This is a genomic window from Streptomyces sp. NPDC055189 (assembly GCF_053606765.1).
In genome coordinates this window covers 299,609-317,966 of the sequence record NZ_JBSGSG010000001.1, presented here as the reverse complement: position 1 = coordinate 317,966, position 18,358 = coordinate 299,609, and the positions used below count along the sequence as shown (strand labels likewise).

Here is an 18,358-nt window from a genome sequence, read left to right as displayed (position 1 = left end):
CAGGCAGGCGTTTCCCCGTCCTGACCCGGCAAGCGCGAAGGGCCCCTTCTGTGGGAGCGGGGCCTTTGAGTCTCCGCGGCGCAACGGCACCCAGGTTCAGCTACCGGGATGCTCCATGTCGAGCACGATCTTGCCCACCGCCGTGCCCGAGCGCAGTCGCTCCACCGCCTCGCCGAGCGCGTCCATCCCGTAACTCTCGTAGGGCAGCGTCAGCGCGCCGGAGGACAGGTCCGGCAGCAGGCGCAGCACCTCGGGGGCGACCTCCGGACCGCGGCTCATCATGTTCACGGGCAGGAGCGTGACGTCCGCGAGGAAGAAGTCCGCGAGGTCCAGGTTGAGTTCGCGGCCGGCCGTGTAGCCGAGGAGCGCGGCCCGGCCGCGAGGGCGGACCAGGGTGAGGGCATTGCGCAGGATCTGGCCGCCGACCGAGTCGATCAGGACGTCGACCTTGCCGCCGATCGCCTCATCGGAGAGGTCGGAGGCGAGCAGCGCCTTGGCGACGCCGGGTACGTGCGGCAGCTTCGCCGGGCGGCTGACCACGCCGACCACCTCCGCGCCGGCCCTCGCCGCGAGCTGCACGGCCATTGCCCCGACCGCGCCGGACGCACCGGTGACAAGCACCCGCTCCCCCGGCCGCACCTGGGCGATCGCGTGGACGGTCGCCCAGGCGGTGCCGACCGGGGAGAAGTAGATGCAGGCCATAGCGGGGTCGGTGCCCTCCGGCATGGTCTCCGCGGCGGCGTCCGGCACGAGCACGTGCTCGGCCCAGGCGCCGTCGTGGCTGAGGCCGAGCCCCTCGCCGCGCAGCCGCACCAGGGCACCCTCGGGGTGCATGTCCGAGGCGACGACGTAGCCGCTGCCCTGGGTGCCGGGGATGAACGGCAGCTCGGGCAGGATGCCGAACTGTCCGTCGAGGATGTTGAGGTCCAGATGGGCGGCGGTGGCCGCCGCCACCCGGACGAGGGTGTGCCCGGGGCGCGGCTCGGGCACGGCCCGTTCCCCGAGCTTCGGCAGGGTGCCGAACTCCTCAAGGAACAGGGCGCGCGACGTGGTCGAAGTGGTGCACACGTACGGTGTTCTCCATTCTTCCCCCGTCGGACACGACGCTTCCCCCCGTAGATCACTACGGCCCCCGTTTACACCCTATCTCTATACTTGCACAGTACACGCATCGCGATGACGCGCAGGATCCGGTCGCAGACGAGGCCCGGGATACCGAGCGTGATGATGCCGACGAAGACACGAGGTCGGCGACGCGCCCACCGCACCCAAACGGTCCTCCACACCCAGGAGTTCGGCTAACGTGTGGCTCCGGCCACGATGGCGGCCATCGGATCCATGCCCAGGTCGACCAGGTAGAACAACTCCATGAGGTTCACGCCGTGCGGGCCGACCGCGGCGTCCGTGCCGAGCGCGATCCGCGAGCCGCGCTCGCTGGACCGCGCGATGTTCCCCTTGGTCAGCCCGGACCAGCGCGTCTTCTTCTGGTAGTGGTAATCCGGCATAGCATCCTTGTTGATGCCCGCGTACACGGTGGACAGCGTCGGTACGACGAAGATGCCGCGGATCGCGTTCAGGATGCCCGCATTGCCCTGGGGGTGCGCGGGCGACCCGACGCCCGCCGTGCGTCAGTGTCAAGCTGTGGGCCGACGGCACCCCGTGGCAGGCCAGCATCGCCACCGCGTTCCCCTACCTCGATACCGAGGCGGCGCGCAGGACCGGCGCCGCCCCGTGCGGCGGCCACGGCGTCATGAACTACGCGCCCGGCGAACTCTCCAACCTGGTGCGCCGGTTCACCGAGGCCGACGCACCCATGGCCTGTCGCATGCACGGCGACGTGCCTTTCGCGGCCGTCGCATCGTTCGGGCCCGAGCATCCGGGCGCAGCATCTTGAGCAGACGCCATCCAGCGTTGATTGATGCGGGGCCACGGAACCAGTTCCCCGCGCCCGGCGTCGTGTCATGTACTCGTTGATGCCGTAGGGGGCGCTGTGCAAGCTGATCCGCCGTGGTGGGCCATCATCGTGATTTCAGCCGGGGCGACGGTGGTCCTTGGGGCGATCCTGCTGTCTGTGGTCACCGCAGTTGCTCTCGGAACGGGCTGGGTCCGCAAGAGGTACCGGCGCTGACTCGGCGCCCCGACGCGGTCCCTAGCCGGGTATCTGAGGTCAAAGGTCAAGCTGAGCCGAGATTGCTGAAGACCCAGTGCAGGACAACCCCGTTCGGCACCGACGGTGCGCCACGCAGGACACCACGATTTGAGGAACTCAGCCGTAGCACGGTCAGACACCCCGAGACGGAGAAATCCGGGTCAGCCGGCCGCCTGCCTGCCCGCACCGCCTCCGGTGCCGCCTTGCCTCTCATGCTCCACCCGCGCCGCCGCCAGCAGACGCCGCCAGGACGTCACCGTGGGACGCCGACGCAGCAGCGCACGCCGCTCCCGCTCCGTCATCCCGCCCCAGACGCCGTACTCGATACGGGAATCGAGCGCATAGACGAGGCACTCGGTCCGCACCGGACAGCCCGAACAGACCGCCTTGGCCTGGTGCTGCGCCGCGCCCTGGACGAACAGCTCGTCCGGGTCCGCCGCCCGGCACACCGCCCGCGCCATCCAGGATTTCTCAGCTTCCGAGCCCACCGGCCGTCCTCTCCCCGATCCGCCCCGCCGCGTCCAGGCCGCTTACAGCCCCGGCAGGATCCGATCCTCGAACGTTATGCCGCTCGCGCAGACGCCGGGGCATCGAGACCGGCAGCAACCCCTACGAGTGACGGGCCCCTTGACGTACCAGGCAGTACACCCCATGGCCGCAGCACGGAAGTTAGCGCCCCGGGGCTTCCGACGTCGCCCGGGCGCGGGCCCGCTTCCGATCAACGCGGGTTTCCTTCTACCCTCAGACCAGGTGACACCGGGCTCCGGCCCGCACCGCAGGCTCCCTGCCCCCGAGCCGTGACAGACACGCAGGCCTTTCACGAGACCGGCTGGAGCCGCATCGCCGACGACACGGCTCCAGCTGCCGCCCTCCCGGGCGTGACAGACGGGGCTCAATTCCGCAGCCCTGCCGCCCGGAGGGCACCTCGCGCGAGGACCGATCGAGGGGGAGCCTCGGTCCCTCGCGCTCCCGGCCGCCGTCGCACCCGCGCGGCGGCGGCCGGCCACTCCCAGCGTCCCACCAGCGGCCGGGCCTGTCCCCGAACCGGACATATTCACCGGCCGGATTCCCCCACCGCTCACCCAGATACCCCTCCTAGGCGCCAGGCCATCTGCGACACCAGCCTGCACCCGCATCACACTGCCTGCCGACTGCGCGGCCCTTCCTGAAAGAAGCGAATCAGTTCGCTTGACCTCAAGCTTGATTGAGGTCCCATGCTGAGGTGCATGAACACAACGACAGGCACAGCAGATGCACTCGCACAGTCCGCTGACCTCCAGGCGATCGAGCGGGTCATCGCCACCATCGAGCACTCACAGGTAAATGAGCTCCCGGACGAGTTCCTGAGCCTCTTCCGGTCCGATGCCATCTGGACGACGGGACACGGAAAGCTGCTGACCGGGCTCGAGGAGATCGCAGCATTCACGCACAAGGCGCTACCCGGTTCGATGGCAGCCGGTTCGGTCCGCTACGAACTGGTGGATGTGCTCTTCATCCGCCCCGATGTCGCGGCAGTCAAGGCGCGCGGCCAGTACCTGACGCTGGACGGCGAGCCGACCGGCAACCCGACCTCGCCGCTGTACGTGATGGCCAAGGAGGACGGGCGCTGGCTGCTCACGGCCAACCAGAACACGGAACAGCTTCCCGAATAAGCGGCTGCCCCCACGTGGCCACAGGTGCCCGCACCGATCCCCGGGCACGGGCACCTGTGGCCACCATCCAATCCGCCACACACCGGCCGATCAGGTGCCCGGCTTGCGGCCGTAGACGAAGACGTCGTCGCCCTTGTGCAGCATGTTCCAGTACTTCACGGCGTCCTTCTTCGTCATGTTGACGCAGCCGTGGGAGCCCGGCGGGGACCAGACGCTGATGCCGACCGAGTGGAAGGCCTGGCCTCCGTCGAAGAACTGGCTGTACGGCATCGGCACGTGGTAGATGCTCGACACGTGGTCGATGTCGCGCCAGTAGACCTTCTTCAGGCCCGTGCGGGTCTCGTGGCCGTTGCGGCCGGTGCGCACCGGGACCGGGCCGTACTTGAGGGTCTTGCCGTCCTGGATCCAGCTGAGCTGGAGCGTCAGGTCGACACAGGCGATGCGTCCCTTGTTGGTCGGGCACTTCCCCGCTTTGTTGGGGTTGTCGCCCACCGCTTTCTGCTTGTTCATGAGGTTCATGACGCCCCAGGTGACGCTGCCCGCGTACCCGGCGTTCGGGGTGATGCTGTGCTTGGTCTGGAAGGCCTTGATGGCCTTGCAGTCGGCTGCCGACTGCCTGCCGTCCACCGGGCGGCCGAGGAACTTCTCGACCTGCTTCTGGTACGGCCCGGTCTGCGTCGAGCACGAGGCGGCCTGAGCGCTACCCGTGCCGAGCGCCACCGTAAGCGGGGCCACCAGCACGGTGATCCCCAGAGCCACGGCTCCTCGTCTGCGTATGTCCCCCACTGCTGGCACCCCTTGTTCGTCGTTCGTCATTCGTCCGCGGGTCGATCCCACCTGCTAGACGACACGACCCCGGCGATCGTTGTAGGGCGAATTGGCACAGATGTGTAACAGGGTGCGACTTGTCGCCGGGCGGCTGGGGGCAAGCCGGTCAGGTCAGGTCGAGGAAGCTCCACCGGGCGTCCGGCCGGGCACCGCTCAGGTACTTGCCGCAGTTCTGGAGGACGACCGGGCTCGACGTGATGTGCTGCGCGCCCGTCCCCAGGTCGCGCAGGAAGCGGTCGACCGGGCCGCGGCGGATCGCCGCCGAGCCGGCCCAGCGGTGGACGGTGCGGCCCACCTCGCTCACGGTTGAGGTCGTGTGGTTCAGGGCGAGGCGGATCAGCGTGTCCTGCTCCGTTCCCGGAACCTCCCCACGGTCCAGGGTCTGCTCGACGTCCTGCCAGGTGTCGTACACCCAGGCCCTGGCGGCCCGGAGCCCGGCCTCCGCCGTGGCGTACTCGGCGTGGAACTGGGAGGTGTCGACCGGGGCGCTCCGCGAGCCGGTCCGCGCCGCGGCGACCCGCTTCAGTTCGTCCAGGAGCCGGCGGCCGACGCCCAGGGCCCAGCCCGTGTGCCCGATCGCCGACATGTTGACCAGGCCCAGGCGGTAGACGGCGCCGCCGTTGACCGGCGTGCTGGTGGTCGCGTCGTAGGTGTACGCATGCGGCACGTACACATCGGTGCAGTGGTAGTCGATGCTGTGGGTCGCTCGCAGCCCGAGCACGTCCCAGTTGCCGTCCAGGGTCACCTGCGACTTCGGCATCGCCAGGACCCGCAGTTCACCGGTGGGCTCGACCTGGATCGCGCTGTGGATGTGGGTGGCGTGCGCCATCCCGGAGGCGAACTGCCACTGGCCGCTGACCTGGTAGCCGCCTTCCACCGGGACGGCCTGCCCTGGGCGTGTGCCGTGTCCCGAGAGCAGCGCGTACTTCCCGTTCGGCACGTCGGGGAACAGTGCGGCCGCCGCGTCCTCGGCCAGGTACGCCGCGGTGGTCCCGGTCATCAGCTGCAGCGCGAACATGGTCCATCCGGCCGCGGCGTCGTGGTAGCTCGCCCGTTCCACCGTCTCGATCAGCTGCCGCGGCGCGAACTCGTACCCGCCGAGGCCCAGCGGGAGCGCCGCCCGTACGATCCCGGTGTCCAGCAGCGCCCGCGCTGTGTCTTCCGGAAGTCTTCCCAACTCCTCGGCGGCCGGGGCCCGTTCGTCGAGGAGTCCGCCGAGCGCGTCGATCCGCTCGAGCACCGCCGCCCGTTCCGCACTGACATGCAGCCGACCCCTGTCCCCCATGACGTTCCTTTCCCTGCGGCCTGGTTGTCGATCGTCTCACGCGCTCGCCCCGCGATCCCGGCCCCGTCCGAGGGGCCCTGGCGACAGTCCGCCACCCGGCCTCGCGGGCGCGATCGCCATGCCGCCGACTACTCGTGGAGGACTCGGCGGTGCCCGAGGGCGGCAGGTCTGTGAATCTTCAACAGGGCCTCGCTTTCGGCCACTTGGGCACGCAGCACGTAAGACGTTGAGCTGGATCCCAGGGTGGCCCGGCACGCCGGAAGGTTGGCGTTTCTTGACCTGTACACGACCAATCCTTGGGTCTGCAATGACATAACGCACGTCTACTGCACGCACAGGGGGAACAGCACAGTGAGATCGTTACGCATCAAGGCGGCCGTCACAGGTCTGGCCGCCGCGGCTCTGCTGCTGGTCGGCGCCTTACCGGCCCAGGCGCAGAGCCAGCAGGAAGCCAGAAAGACCACCTACAAGGTCACCCCGTACGTCATCTCTGACCCGGCACTCATCGCCGACCCGGAGAAGCTCGTTGAGGAAGTCAAGAAGCACGGCGACCTGGACCGGCTGGGCATCAAGCCCTCGACATCCAACGGTCCCTCGAAGATGACGAAGAAGTCGGCCCTCGCGGCAGACCCGGCGAGCTACGTGGTGGACTCCTCACGGTTCCCGAGCGGCCGCATCCCCGACGACATCTACGACTACACCAACTGGGACGAGTGCGGCACCAACTCCGGGGCCGCGTCACAGGACGCCGGGTGGATCAAGAACCGCTACTCGTACTGCCAAAAGCACCTGTTGTTCATGCCGGCCTTCGAATGCGGACTCTTCCCTCCGCGGTGCAAGCTCGTCGGCACCTACTCCTCGTCGAACACGCTGATCGGCTACGGCAAGGCCGGCGGTCACGAGGATCACCCCAACTTCCGCTGGGCCGACTTCCGGCTCAAGGTGGAGAACATCGTCACCACCGGCCCGTTCGCCCGCTCCGGAGCGGACATGAGCGCCGCCATGGAGTGTGAGGGCGACTACAAGGACGAGGAGCCCAACCACAACGACGAGCACGCCTGTTACGCACACGAGAACGAGGAGACCGAGAAGTCCATCAACGAGTGGCGCGTGAACAACGAGGCGTACTTCGACATCGCTTCCCAGGCGGTCAGCTCGGACCCGTTGTGGGGCGAGCAGATCGCCACCGGCGTGTTCCACATCGAGTATGAGTTTGATCTGCCGTGGTACTTCCAGTTCATCGACACCGAGGGCCCCGAAGGGGGCATGCGGTTCGACTCGGCGTGGTATCTGCAGTCGCACAAGCTCGGGTCCGTGTTCGACCGGGCGGTGCCCGGCATGTCGTACACGAAGTCCGAAGCAGCCGTCGGCGGCGTCGCCACACACCTGGAAGAGGCCCGGGCCAACCCGGGAGCCACGATGCCCACCCAGGCCGACAAGCACCTGGCCGGCGGCACACCCGGCGACCCGATTCACCGCCTCGCACAGGCCAAGGGGGACAAGCAGAGCTTCCGGTACGACGAGAACCGGCGCATCGTCCGCAACTTCTGCGCCACCAAGGCGATGCAGGATCTCAAGGCGACCCTGCCGGCGGACCAGGGGCCATACGACTGCGACGAATACCCCATGGCCTCGACCTACGAGGGCGCGGGACGCCATCTGTTCCCCGACGACCCTTACGGCGGCGCCCAGTACGAGCGCCACTACTCGGCACGATGGGTCAACAGTGAGGTCAACCAGGAGGCCGGGCGCCGCCTCGGCCGCTGGTACGACGTCGACCGGCTACTCGATCAGGACGCGTTCTACATGCCCATCCGCTGAGCGGCCAGGCTCCCCGTTGAGGGAACCGAGCCAACTCTGATCACCCATCGTGCGGGGCCCTGTCGGCAGACCGGGCCCCGCACACATGTCTGTTCAGTCCGCCTCCGGCCAGAACTGCACCAGAGCCCAGCCCCCCGGCTCGGCGAACCCGCCTTCCGGGGCAGGGCCGTTCTCCCGCCACGCCACACGCGCCCGCCACTTGCCGGCATGCGGGAGCCGGAACACGTCCGGCTTGCCCCCGGCCGTGATCTCGTCCACCAGGAACCGCCCCGAGGGGAGGTCCAGCGACACCAGCTCCGTCGACGGCCACGCCTCCGCAAGGGCTGCCGCCGGGCCGTCCCAGGCCTCCAGCCGCACCCGCGCGTTCAGAATGTCCTCGTCCGACCCGATGTAGAGCATGGTGGCGTTGGAGCTGACGAAACTGCCCGCCGACCGCGGTGACGCCGGCCGCTCACCATCCTGGCCCTCCTCGTCGACCAGGCCGAACATTCGGTGGTCCACGACCACTTTCAGCTCGCGGGACGCCACGAGTCGGGGCATACGACACCTCCTGCGACTGCTGTCAGAGGTGACACTCTGCCGCAGGACCCGCCCTACGCGCCACGGTCGGCCAGGCCATGTTGCGCGTACGGTGCACCTACGCCTCCGGCCTTGAACTCGAAGGTCACCGGCTGCATCCCGCGGCCGCGCAGTCGGTGGAAGCAGCCCACCCGAAGCCTCCGAAATCAATGTGCGTGCGGCGTGGTGGGCGGACCGGGCGCCACGAGCCGCCGCGTCGAGGGCTTGTCCGGCCACGGCCCTCGTGGCATGCTCCGCGTCATGATCAAGAGAATCGAGTCCTCCGTCCGCCGATGAGCGAGACGACCGGGACAGGACTGCCCGGATCACCGACCACACTGTTCGACCACGCGCTCCGGCTACATCAACTGACACCGGGGAAGCCGCTACCGCGCGAAGAAGGGCTCGCGGCCGACGACTGGGGGATGCGGTGGCTGGCTGACTGCCGGGCGCCCCAGTTGAGGCTGCGCGCGTTCCCCGATCGAGAGCCAGATGCCGAGGACTAGCGCAGGCCAAGAACGAGCCGTCCCCGCCGGCGCGCAAGAACCCGGTCAATAGGTCGGGGGACTCTGCGGCGATGAGCGCACATGCGTCGGCGGCAAGGCGGGCCCGGAGCGTCCGGGGCCGGTGCCCGCCGGACGGCAGCCGGTGTCAGTGGGGCCGCATAGGGTCCGGTCCATGGCTGACACTGAACTCACGACGCTACTCGGCGTCTTGAACAGCAAGCGCAAGCACGTCCTGGGCATCTTGGAGGGCCTGGACGAGGAGGCGCTGCGGCGCCCGGTTCTACCGTCCGGCTGGACATGCCTCGGGCTGGTGCACCATCTCGCCCTGGACGACGAGAAGTTCTGGTTCCGCGCGGTTGCCGCCGGGGAGCGAGCAGCGATCGAAGAGATCCTCGGGTCCGGGGAGAACGCGTGGCAGCCCGCCCCGGAGAAGACAGCCGAGGAGGTCTTCGCTCTCTACCGCAAGGAAGGGGAGCTCGCCGACGCCTTCCTTGCCGGCGCCGACCTGAAGGCGGCCCCGCGCTGGTGGCCGGACTTCTTCGGTGACTGGCGCCTCGACAACCTGCGCGAGGTCATCCTGCATGTGATCACCGAGACCGCCACCCATGCCGGCCACTTGGACGCCGTGCGCGAACTCATTGACGGCAGGCAGAGGTTGGTTCTCCCTTGACGGGCAAGCCACTCCGCTGCGCCCACCGAGATCGTCGGGGGCGAGGTCCAGAGCTCAACTCATTCTGGAACGACCAGTTATTCCGCCCGCGCGTGGCAGCAACTGCCCCGGCCGTCATGTGATGCAGGTCCCGGACACGCATGCCCTCCCAGTGGTGGTCAGGCGTGTCCGGACGGGTCCTCCGCCGCGCAGGCGTGTCTCACCAGGACCATCGGTCGCCAAAGGTTTGGACAAATGACGGCCGTTGACGTCCCGTTGACGTGCGCCGCCTGTCCCGCCAGGCTCGGATCGCACGTGCCTCTCTCCTATCCCCCGCCCCCCATGGAGTGCTCTGATGACCAGACGCACCGCACGACTCGTCCTATCGATTGTCATGCTCATTGCCGCCACCCTGGGCGGTGTCGTGGCAACCGCCGGAACCGCTCAAGCCGACGGCTGCTACACATGGTCGCGCACCCTGTCCCAAGGGGCCTCCGGCGCCGACGTGACCAACTTGCAGATACGGGTAGCAGGCCATGCCGGCAGCGGCGGCGCGCTCGCCATCGACGGCGCCTACGGTCCGGCGACCACTGCCGCGGTCAAACGGTTCCAGACGGCCTACGGACTGGCCGCCGACGGCGTTGCCGGCCCGGCGACCTTCAGCAAGATCTACGCCCTCCAGGACAACGACTGCACCCCCATCCACTTCACCTACGCCGAACTCAACACCTGCAACTCCACCTGGGCCGGCGGCGCAGTCAGCGCCAGCACCGCGAAAGCGAACGCATTGCGCACCATGTGGAAACTCGAGGCACTGCGCCATGCCCTGGGCGATCAGCCCCTCCGCGTGACCAGCGGCTTCCGCTCGCATGCCTGCAACGACGCGGTCGGCGGAGCAGCTAGCAGCCGCCACCTGTACGGCGACGCGGCCGACCTCGGCTCGGGCCCGCACTCGCTGTGCCGCCTCGCCCAGCAGGCCCGCAACCACGGCTTCAACGGAATCCTCGGCCCCGGCTACCCGGGCCACAGCGACCACACCCACGTCGACCACCGCGCGAGCCGCTTCTGGTCGGCGTCGTCCTGCGGCATCTGAACGCACCGGCGGGCGCCTCCGCCCCGCCCCGAGGGCCCGTTCCGCAGCACATCGATCGCGGCCCCGCTGCCTCTCGCCCCGTCCCTTCGTCGCAGTGCTTATCTCGGGCTCTGCGACGAAGGTATGGGGGCGGCTCCAGTTCCTCGTGACGCGAGCCCGCCGCACGGTCGGCTCACGTTCGTCTCCGCGAGCCATGAACCCCGTGTCGGCGCGGGTTCAGGTCCCGCTCACGCGGGCCGAACGAGGCCGGGCGCGCAGGGCAGGCAGGCGGGCACAGTCTTCCGCTCCGGCCAGACTGTCGCCCAGGGCCAGGAGCGAGAGGATGTGCACCGGCCGCCCGGCCGTGGCAGCGGCCTCCAGTTTGTGGTGGCCGTCCAGGAGGAAGTGCGTCAGGCCCCAGTGCTGGTAGTGGTCGTCCGGCATCCCGGCGGCGGGCTCGCACACGTCCAGCGTGGAGATCGCCACCGCCGTGGGGACCGTTCCCCGCCTCATGAGCGCGACGTACTCCTCGACGCGCTCTCGTTCGTTCCAGGTCGGGGGAACCATGGGCACGACGAACTCGTACAGGTGGGCGTCCGAGTCGACGGCGGTCTCGAAGGTGCGGTAGTACGGGGTGTGCGGGTACTCCGGGAGGCCCCAGAACTGGTCGATCCCCCACGTCGTGACCTGCTCGCCGCTGAAGTAGTCGCCTTCCTGGCCGGGGACGACCAGCCGGGGCTCCACCCTCAAGAGCAGCGGAAGGTACTCGCCCTCCGGCAGCAACACACCGAAGGCATCGAGCACTTGACCGTCGTCCGGATCGTCCAGCGCACCGGCGAGCCGTTCCTGCACCCCCTCCAGGGACACCTTCGTCCTCGCCGTCTCCAACCGGCGGAACAGGAACGGGCACGTTCCGCAGTAGAAGCTGAGCTCGAAGGCGGGCTCGTCGTCGACCATGAGCAAGCGGCGCCGCGGCCCGCCGCCGCTCTCCTGCCATTCCGTGCCGAAGCGCAACCGCGCCCCGGCCGCAGGAACGCCGAGGTTACGCGGGGCACTCGATGTGATCAGCACGGACCGACCGTACGGGATCTTGTGGACCGGCTCCATCCGGCGTGGACCGGCTCCACCCGGCCACGGAACACACCGCCGGCCAATCAGGCCCGCTGCAGCGCTCAGTGTGCGGCACGAAGGTGGCGTGTCGAGGGTGCGATGGCCGGCATTTGCCCATAAGCATGACTTCATGAGCGATCTCACCGGTCCCGGCCTGCTGTCCGATCCGCTGCGTACGAAGGGAACCGCGTTCACCGAGGACGAGCGCGCCGAACACGCACTGCGCGGGCTGCTTCCCTACGCGGTGACCAGCCTGAACGAGCAGGTCCGCCGCTCCTGGGGGCAAATCAACCAGCAGCCTGACGACCTCCAGCGATATGTGTACCTGCGCTCCCTGCAGGACCGCAACGAGGCCCTCTTCTATGCCGTACTCGCCCATGACGTAGCGACCGCGCTGCCCCTCGTATACACCCCGACCGTCGCCGAGGGATGCAAGAACTTCTCCGAGCTGTGGCAACGTCCGCGCGGGCTCTACCTGTCCTGGCCGCACCGGGAAAACCTGGTGGAGATGGTGCGCAACCGCCCCCGCAAGGACGTCGACGTCATCGTCGTCACCGACGGGCAGCGCATCCTCGGCATCGGTGACCAGGGGGTCGGCGGGATGGGTATCCCGGTCGGCAAGCTCTCGCTCTACACACTGATCGGAGGCATCGACCCGGCGCGCACCCTTCCGGTCCTGCTCGACGTCGGCACCGACAACGCCGATCTGCTCGACGACCCCTTCTACCTGGGGTGGCGGCACCGCCGCATCAGCGACGACGACTACTTCGCCTTCGTGGACGCGTTCGTGGAGGCTGTGCAGGCCGAACTCCCCGAAGTGCTGCTGCAGTGGGAGGACTTCGCCACCCCGCACGCGGCACCGATCCTGGAACGTTACCGGGAGCGGCTGCTCACCTTCAACGACGACATCCAGGGCACGGCCGCCGTGGCGCTCGGCGCGTTGCACGGGGCGAGCAAGGTCGTCGGCATCCCGCTGAAGGAGCAGCACGTGGTGATGGTCGGCGCGGGGTCCGCGGGCATCGGCGTCATGGACATGGTTCGTCAGGAGATGGTCGACGAGGGCCTGTCGGACGCGCAGGCCCGTGCCCGCTGCTGGATCCTCGACGTCCATGGCCTGCTCACCACCGACCGCGACGACCTCGCCGAGGACCAGCGTGCCTTCGCGCACGATCCCGCCGACGTCGAAGGCTGGGGTGCCGACGGGACCCCGCAGTTGGCGGATGTCGTCGAGAACCTGCAGGTAGGGGTCCTGCTCGGGCTCTCCACGGCCAAGGGCGCGTTCACCGAGCAGATCGTGCGGACCATGGTCGCGAAGGTGGACCGGCCGATCATCTTCCCCTTGTCCAACCCCACAGCGAACGCGGAGGCCCGGCCCGCAGATCTGGATGCGTGGACCGACGGCAAAGTCCTGGTGGCGACGGGGTCGCCCTTTTCGCCGCTGCACCGGGACGGCGTCGACATCCCGGTCGCCCAGTGCAACAACGTCTACGTGTTCCCGGCCGTGGGACTGGCGGTGACCGCGGCGCGGGCGAACCGCGTGACCAACGCGATGATGCGGGCTGCGGCCCGCGCGCTGGGTGATGCCTCTCCGGCTCTCTCCGACGCGAAGGCTCCCCTCCTCCCGGCGTGGGAGGACATCCGGGACGTCGCCGATGGCATCGCACTGGCTGTGGCACGACAGGCCGTCACCGACGGCGTCGCCCCGGGCGCCTCCGACGACGAACTGCGCACCGCCATCCGGGACACACGATGGACGCCCGGTTACTGAGCGAGCCCGCCGCCGCGGGCGGTCGGTAATTCCGGTCGCGTGGTGGCGTCGATGGGATAGCCTGTCCGGGATTTCGCGCGGCAGGTTGGCTGTCGCCCCGCTCGGCGCGCTCGGCGTCGACACGCACCGCGTGCCCTGCCCGGAAGGAGGCGAGAGACATGGACCGTGCTGAATGCGTTGCGGCCATAGTTGCCTCCGGCCGTGTGCCCTCCCTCCTCTGCGGCGCGCGGTAGCTCTTCCCCCTTCTTGTTTCTTGTCTTCGGCATCTTCCTGATGCCGCGTCACGAGACGTCCTGGCCTGTGCGGTTCGTTACCGCGCGGGTCGCGGGGGCGCGCGCCCGAAGACGGGCCCTTCTCTTGCTGGTCACCGTGGTCTCGGCGCTCTGCGCCCCTCACGACCGGCAAGAGCGCCGGCGTGAGTGACACGCAGCTGGTGAGGCAGGCCCCGGGTGCTGTCCGCCGTTCCCGCTGCCTCGCCGCCCTGTCGTGTCCCCGTGCTGCCTGCACCGGCCCGTCGTCACCACTGCGACCCTCCCTGGCCGGCTGTCTCGACAGCACTTCGACACGAAACGTGCGTGATCGTCATGAGCAAGAAACATCCCGAACGTCCCGAACGTCCCGAACGTTCCGGAGGGGAATCCCTCCCGTCCGCCCCTTCCACGGCCACCGGCCGCCGTTCCCCGGACCGCGAGTTTCCCGCCGCAACTCCGGATCCCGCACCGGCACCTGATCCGAAGCGCTGGTGGGCGCTGGCCGTCATCGCCCTCGCCCAGCTGATGGTGATCCTTGACGGCACCGTCGTGAACATCGCCCTGCCCTCCGCCCAGCACGCTCTCGGCATGTCGGACGCCGACCGGCAGTGGGTGATCACCGCCTACACGCTGGCCTTCGGCGGGCTGCTGCTGCTCGGCGGCCGGATCGCCGATCTGGTGGGCCGCAAGCGCACCTTCGTCATCGGCCTGGCCGGGTTCGCCGCGGCCTCCGCGCTGGGCGGCGCGGCGGCCGGTCCCGGCATGCTGTTCGCGGCGCGGGCCCTGCAGGGTGCGTTCGCAGCGGTCCTTGCGCCCTCGGCCCTGTCGCTGCTGACCACGACGTTCACCGATCCCAAGGAGCGGGCCAGGGCGTTCGGGGCCTACGGTGCGCTGGCCGGCGGTGGCAGCGCGGTCGGGCTGATCGTGGGCGGACTGCTGACCGAGTACCTGAACTGGCGCTGGTCCCTGTACGTCAACGTGCCCATCGCGCTGGCCGCCCTGCTCGGCGCACCGGCCTTCCTGCGCGACCGCTCCGGCCGCCGGGGCGGGCATCTGGACGTGCCGGGCGCGCTGCTGGGCTGCGGCGGGCTCGTCGCCCTCGTGTACGGCTTCAGCGAGGCCGAACCCCGCGGCTGGAGCAGCCCGTTGGTGCTCACGCTGCTCGCGGCCGGCGTCATGTTGCTCGGCACCTTCGTGTGGTGGCAGAGCCGCGCGGCGAGCCCGCTGCTGCCGCTGCGCATCGTCAAGGACCGTGTCCGGGCCGGGTCGCTCGCGACGATGGGCTTGGCCACCATCGGCATGTTCGGTGTTTTCCTGTTCCTGACGTATTACCTGCAGGTCGTCCTCGGCTACCCGCCGGTGCGCACGGGCCTGGCCTTCGTGCCGATTTCGGCCGGCATCGTCATCGGCGCGACCCAGATCGCGGCCCGCCTGCTGCCACGCACGGCGCCGCGCACCCTGATGTCGTCCGGCATGGTGCTTGCCGCCGTCGGCATGGTGCTGCTCAGCGGCCTGACGGTGCATGCGCAGTACGTCTCGCATGTGCTGCCCGCCCTGCTGCTGCTCGGTCTGGGCATGGGCCTGACCTTCATGCCGGTCTACGCGACGGCCACCGTCGGCGTGCCCGCGCAGGACGCCGGTGTGGCCTCGGCTGTCCTCAACACCGTTCAGCAGATGGGCGCTTCGCTGGGCACCGTACTGCTCAACACCATCGCCACCGGCGCCACCAGCCGCTACGTCCACGCGCACGGTCCGTCCCGCGGCGGCGCGCCCCTCGACGAAGGCATGGTGCACGGCTTCTCCGTCGCCTACTGGTGCTCGGCGGGCGTCCTGCTGCTCGCCGCCCTGGTGGCGGGCCTGACCGTACGGCTCAAGACGCCGAAGCGCGCCGGAAACGACGCACCGGCCTAGCGGGCCGGGGCCGCCCGTGTCCCGCCGCCGTCCGCCTCACCTCTCGAAGGATTTTTCATGAAACCCCTGACCGAGCACGACATCCGTACCTCGTTCGTCAACTGCTCGAAGGGCGAGGCCAAACGCCTGCCCCTGCCCAAGAACCTGGCGGACCTCGACCACTGGGACGCCCTGGACTTCCTGGGCTGGTTCGATCTCTCCGCGCCCGATCGCAAGTATCTGGTCGTCGAACGCTCCGGCGAACTCGTCGGCCTGTCCCTGCGCTCGGCTTCCGGCAACCGCGGCTTTTTGCGCCGCAGCCTGTGCTCGCTGTGCCTGACCACGCATCCCGGCAGCGGCGTCTCCCTCATGACCGCCCCCAAGGCGGGCCGGGCCGGCCGCGAGGGCAACTCGGTGGGCCTCTACGTCTGCTCCGACCTGGACTGCTCGTTGTACGTACGGGGCAAGAAGAAGGCGGCACCGGGCGCGCGCATGGAGGAGTCCCTCACCCTCGAGCAGCAGATCGAGCGTCTGCGCGGCAACCTCGACGCGTTCGTGGAGCGGGTCTTCCACTGAGGCCGAGAGGCCGGCAAGGGGCTCGGCGGCCACCGTCGCCGAGCCCCGGTCCAGGTGCTGCCGTCAGCTTGCGGGCAGCTGCGGCGGCACACACTTCAGGCCGTCCAGGGTGAGGTCGAGGAGGCGTTCGGCCTGCTCTCGCTGCTCGGGCCTGCCCGAGGTGAGGGCGATGCCGGCGAGGGCGGCGAACATGTCGGTCGGACTGATGTCGGACCGGATCGTTCCGGCGGCGGTACCGGCGTCCATGAGGGAGGAGAGGGCGGCCTGGATCATCTCGTGGCTGTCGGCGTAGGGGTTGGTCCCCGAAGCGACGACGGCTCGCAGAGCTTCGGCCATGCCGAGTTTGGCGGTGGCGTAGTCGAGGAAGCGGCGAGTCCACGCCCGCAGGGCCTCAGAGGGCGGCACCGCTGCCAGCAGGCCGGGGACGGCGTCGCACAGCCGGGCCACTTCGTTGCGGTAGGCCGCCTCGATCAGGGCCTCCCGGTTGGGGAAGTTGCGGTAGAGGGTGCCGGTTCCCACGCCCGCCTCCCTGGCGATGCGCTCGAAGTGCGCGTCCAGTCCCTCCTCGGTGAACACGCGCACCGCGGCAGCCAGGATCTTGTCCCGGTTGCGTTGTGCGTCAGCCCTCAGCGGGCGCCCTGCATCTCGGGCCATCGGAGGTCCTTCCCTGTCCGTACTTGCTAAGTGGAGGAGCCTCCGCTTACTCTCGCTGAAGTGGCGGCGCCTCCACTTTCACTTTAGGGCATGCCCATGGGCTGCCCTCCCCCTCTCCTGGAAGGACCGTCCATCGTGCCGGGAATCGAAGGCAAAGTCGTGGCGATCACGGGCGCCAGCAGCGGCATAGGCGAGGCGACCGCGCTTCTGCTCGCCGAGCGTGGCGCCAAGGTCGTCCTCGGGGCACGCCGCCCGGAGCGCCTCGAGGCTCTCGCCATCCGCATCGAGCAGGCCGGCGGGGATGCCGCCTGGGCCCGCACGGACGTGACACGCCGCGAGGACCTCTCCGGCCTCGTCACACTGGCACGCGACCGGTACGGCAAGCTCGACGCCCTCGTCAGCAATGCCGGGATCGGCCGGATTTCCCCTCTCGATGACCTGCGCGTCGAGGACTGGGAGGAGATGATCGACGTCAACCTCAAAGGCGTCCTGTACGGGATCGCCGCAGCCCTCCCCGTCTTCCGGGAGCAGGGTTTCGGGCATTTCGTCAACACTGTGTCCACCGCCGGACTGCGCATCGTGCCGCTCCAGTCGGTATACGCCGGCACCAAGAACGCCGTGCGCACCATCTCCGAGGGCCTGCGCCAAGAGGCCGGCGACAGCCTGCGTGTCACCGTCGTCTCACCCGGCGCCGTCCGCACGGACTTCGCCGAGCACATGGATCCGGCCGCGAAGGCCCAGATCGACAAGTTGATGGAGATTGCTCTGCCGCCGGACGCGGTGGCGCGCACCATCGCCTTCGCCATCGAGCAGCCGGACGGTGTCGACGTAGGGGACATCGTCGTTCGCCCCACCGCCCAGGGATAAGACGTCGTTGCATTTGGCGTGCTGAGGAGTGTTCGGGCGTGACGATCGTGGAGCGTCCGGGCCCGGACGGGCTGTGGGGGCTGTTCCAGCGGGTGGTGCCGGTGGCACCTACACGGCCTCAAGGCGGTGGACGACGGCGCTTTGGTGACCGGGAGGTGCTGGCCGCCGTCTTGTTCGCGGCCACCTCCGGCTGCACCTGGCGGCAGACCTCCGAGGTATTCGATCCGTCGTGGTCAACGGTGTACCGGCGCTTCACCGAGTGGAGCCAGGCCCGAGTGTGGGCGAAGCTGCACCACCTGGTCCTGGATGTACTGGGTGCCCGCGGGGACTTGGACTGGTCACGGTGCGCGATCGACTCGGCCTCCACGACAGCCGGCGCTTGGGCCGCTTGTGCGCGGCATACCGCCGATCCGGTCCCGCCGCGGACCGCGTCGACGCCGACCCGCCAAGCTCCCTGCGGACAAGGCCTACGACAACCGCCCCCTGCGGCAATGGCTCCGGTCCCGGAACATCCACCCCGCGTCGCCCGCAAAGGCATTGAGTCCTCCGAACGACTCGGGCGCCACCGCTGGACGATCGAACGCACGATGTCCTGGTTTGCCGGGTGCCGCCGCCTGCACCGCCGCTACGAGCGCAAGGCCGAACACTTCCCCGCCTTCGCCGGCATCGCCGCAGCCCTGATCTGCTACCGCCGACTCACCTCGTAGATTCGCCGGCCACCT

Annotated in this window: 16 protein-coding genes and 1 pseudogene; 9 read left to right on the top strand and 8 right to left on the bottom strand. The window is 69.2% G+C overall.

The window, feature by feature from the left end; genetic code table 11:
* Positions 1–96 precede the first annotated feature (96 nt).
* The 3 genes from ACWFR3_RS01430 to ACWFR3_RS01420 form a co-directional block, all read right to left on the bottom strand.
* On the bottom strand, positions 97–1,068 hold the full coding sequence (locus ACWFR3_RS01430) for a quinone oxidoreductase family protein (RefSeq protein WP_453732453.1): 972 nt from the start codon (positions 1,066–1,068) through the stop codon (positions 97–99).
* 230 nt (positions 1,069–1,298) lie between these two features.
* Positions 1,299–1,532, bottom strand: a complete 234-nt coding sequence (locus ACWFR3_RS01425; RefSeq protein WP_453732452.1) for a hypothetical protein — start codon at positions 1,530–1,532, stop codon at positions 1,299–1,301.
* 778 nt (positions 1,533–2,310) lie between these two features.
* Positions 2,311–2,610 carry a WhiB family transcriptional regulator gene (locus tag ACWFR3_RS01420; RefSeq protein WP_453732526.1) on the bottom strand — a complete coding sequence of 100 codons (300 nt, stop codon included), beginning with the start codon at positions 2,608–2,610 and terminating at the stop codon, positions 2,311–2,313.
* Positions 2,611–3,375: 765 nt separating this feature from the next.
* On the opposite strand from ACWFR3_RS01420, the gene ACWFR3_RS01415 reads away from it, so the two are divergent.
* The gene (locus ACWFR3_RS01415) at positions 3,376–3,801 is read left to right on the top strand and encodes an SgcJ/EcaC family oxidoreductase (RefSeq protein ID WP_453732451.1); all 426 of its coding nucleotides are present in this window, start codon (positions 3,376–3,378) and stop codon (positions 3,799–3,801) included.
* A 90-nt stretch (positions 3,802–3,891) separates the two neighbouring features.
* Here ACWFR3_RS01415 and ACWFR3_RS01410 read toward each other — a convergent pair whose 3' ends face one another.
* Both ACWFR3_RS01410 and ACWFR3_RS01405 read right to left on the bottom strand, forming a co-directional pair.
* Positions 3,892–4,587, bottom strand: coding sequence for a L,D-transpeptidase family protein (locus ACWFR3_RS01410; RefSeq protein WP_453732450.1), 696 nt, complete (start codon positions 4,585–4,587; stop codon positions 3,892–3,894).
* A gap of 148 nt (positions 4,588–4,735) precedes the next feature.
* Positions 4,736–5,914, bottom strand: a complete 1,179-nt coding sequence (locus ACWFR3_RS01405; protein WP_453732449.1) for an acyl-CoA dehydrogenase family protein — start codon at positions 5,912–5,914, stop codon at positions 4,736–4,738.
* A gap of 351 nt (positions 5,915–6,265) precedes the next feature.
* On the opposite strand from ACWFR3_RS01405, the gene ACWFR3_RS01400 reads away from it, so the two are divergent.
* Positions 6,266–7,735, top strand: coding sequence for a NucA/NucB deoxyribonuclease domain-containing protein (locus tag ACWFR3_RS01400; RefSeq protein WP_453732448.1), 1,470 nt, complete (start codon positions 6,266–6,268; stop codon positions 7,733–7,735).
* A gap of 93 nt (positions 7,736–7,828) precedes the next feature.
* On the opposite strand, the gene ACWFR3_RS01395 is transcribed toward ACWFR3_RS01400, so the two are convergent.
* A complete protein-coding gene (locus ACWFR3_RS01395; RefSeq protein WP_453732447.1) occupies positions 7,829–8,275 on the bottom strand; it encodes a hypothetical protein in 447 nt (148 codons plus the stop codon).
* Between the two features lie 696 nt (positions 8,276–8,971).
* On the opposite strand from ACWFR3_RS01395, the gene ACWFR3_RS01390 reads away from it, so the two are divergent.
* Positions 8,972–9,469, top strand: coding sequence for a DinB family protein (locus ACWFR3_RS01390; RefSeq protein ID WP_453732446.1), 498 nt, complete (start codon positions 8,972–8,974; stop codon positions 9,467–9,469).
* A gap of 334 nt (positions 9,470–9,803) precedes the next feature.
* Positions 9,804–10,541, top strand: coding sequence for a D-Ala-D-Ala carboxypeptidase family metallohydrolase (locus ACWFR3_RS01385; RefSeq protein ID WP_453732445.1), 738 nt, complete (start codon positions 9,804–9,806; stop codon positions 10,539–10,541).
* 216 nt (positions 10,542–10,757) lie between these two features.
* Here ACWFR3_RS01385 and ACWFR3_RS01380 read toward each other — a convergent pair whose 3' ends face one another.
* The gene (locus ACWFR3_RS01380) at positions 10,758–11,627 is read right to left on the bottom strand and encodes a hypothetical protein (protein WP_453732444.1); all 870 of its coding nucleotides are present in this window, start codon (positions 11,625–11,627) and stop codon (positions 10,758–10,760) included.
* Between the two features lie 133 nt (positions 11,628–11,760).
* Here ACWFR3_RS01380 and ACWFR3_RS01375 point away from each other — a divergent pair, with 133 nt between their 5' ends.
* From ACWFR3_RS01375 to ACWFR3_RS01365, 3 genes are all read left to right on the top strand, one after another.
* A complete protein-coding gene (locus ACWFR3_RS01375) occupies positions 11,761–13,398 on the top strand; it encodes an NAD-dependent malic enzyme (RefSeq protein ID WP_453732443.1) in 1,638 nt (545 codons plus the stop codon).
* A 584-nt stretch (positions 13,399–13,982) separates the two neighbouring features.
* The gene (locus tag ACWFR3_RS01370; protein WP_453732442.1) at positions 13,983–15,560 is read left to right on the top strand and encodes an MFS transporter; all 1,578 of its coding nucleotides are present in this window, start codon (positions 13,983–13,985) and stop codon (positions 15,558–15,560) included.
* Between the two features lie 57 nt (positions 15,561–15,617).
* Entirely contained in the window at positions 15,618–16,115 is a 498-nt protein-coding gene (locus ACWFR3_RS01365; RefSeq protein ID WP_453732441.1) for an FBP domain-containing protein, read from the top strand.
* Positions 16,116–16,178: 63 nt separating this feature from the next.
* On the opposite strand, the gene ACWFR3_RS01360 is transcribed toward ACWFR3_RS01365, so the two are convergent.
* Positions 16,179–16,769: a TetR/AcrR family transcriptional regulator gene (locus ACWFR3_RS01360; protein ID WP_453732440.1), complete on the bottom strand. Its 591-nt coding sequence runs from the start codon at positions 16,767–16,769 to the stop codon at positions 16,179–16,181.
* A gap of 135 nt (positions 16,770–16,904) precedes the next feature.
* Between ACWFR3_RS01360 and ACWFR3_RS01355 the strand changes: the two genes are divergently transcribed.
* Together ACWFR3_RS01355 and ACWFR3_RS01350 are read left to right on the top strand one after the other, a co-directional pair.
* Positions 16,905–17,636 (top strand): SDR family oxidoreductase, encoded by a 732-nt coding sequence (locus ACWFR3_RS01355; protein WP_453732439.1) that lies wholly within the window; start codon positions 16,905–16,907, stop codon positions 17,634–17,636.
* A 47-nt stretch (positions 17,637–17,683) separates the two neighbouring features.
* A pseudogene (locus ACWFR3_RS01350) lies at positions 17,684–18,343 on the top strand (transposase).
* The last annotated feature ends 15 nt before the right edge of the window (positions 18,344–18,358 follow it).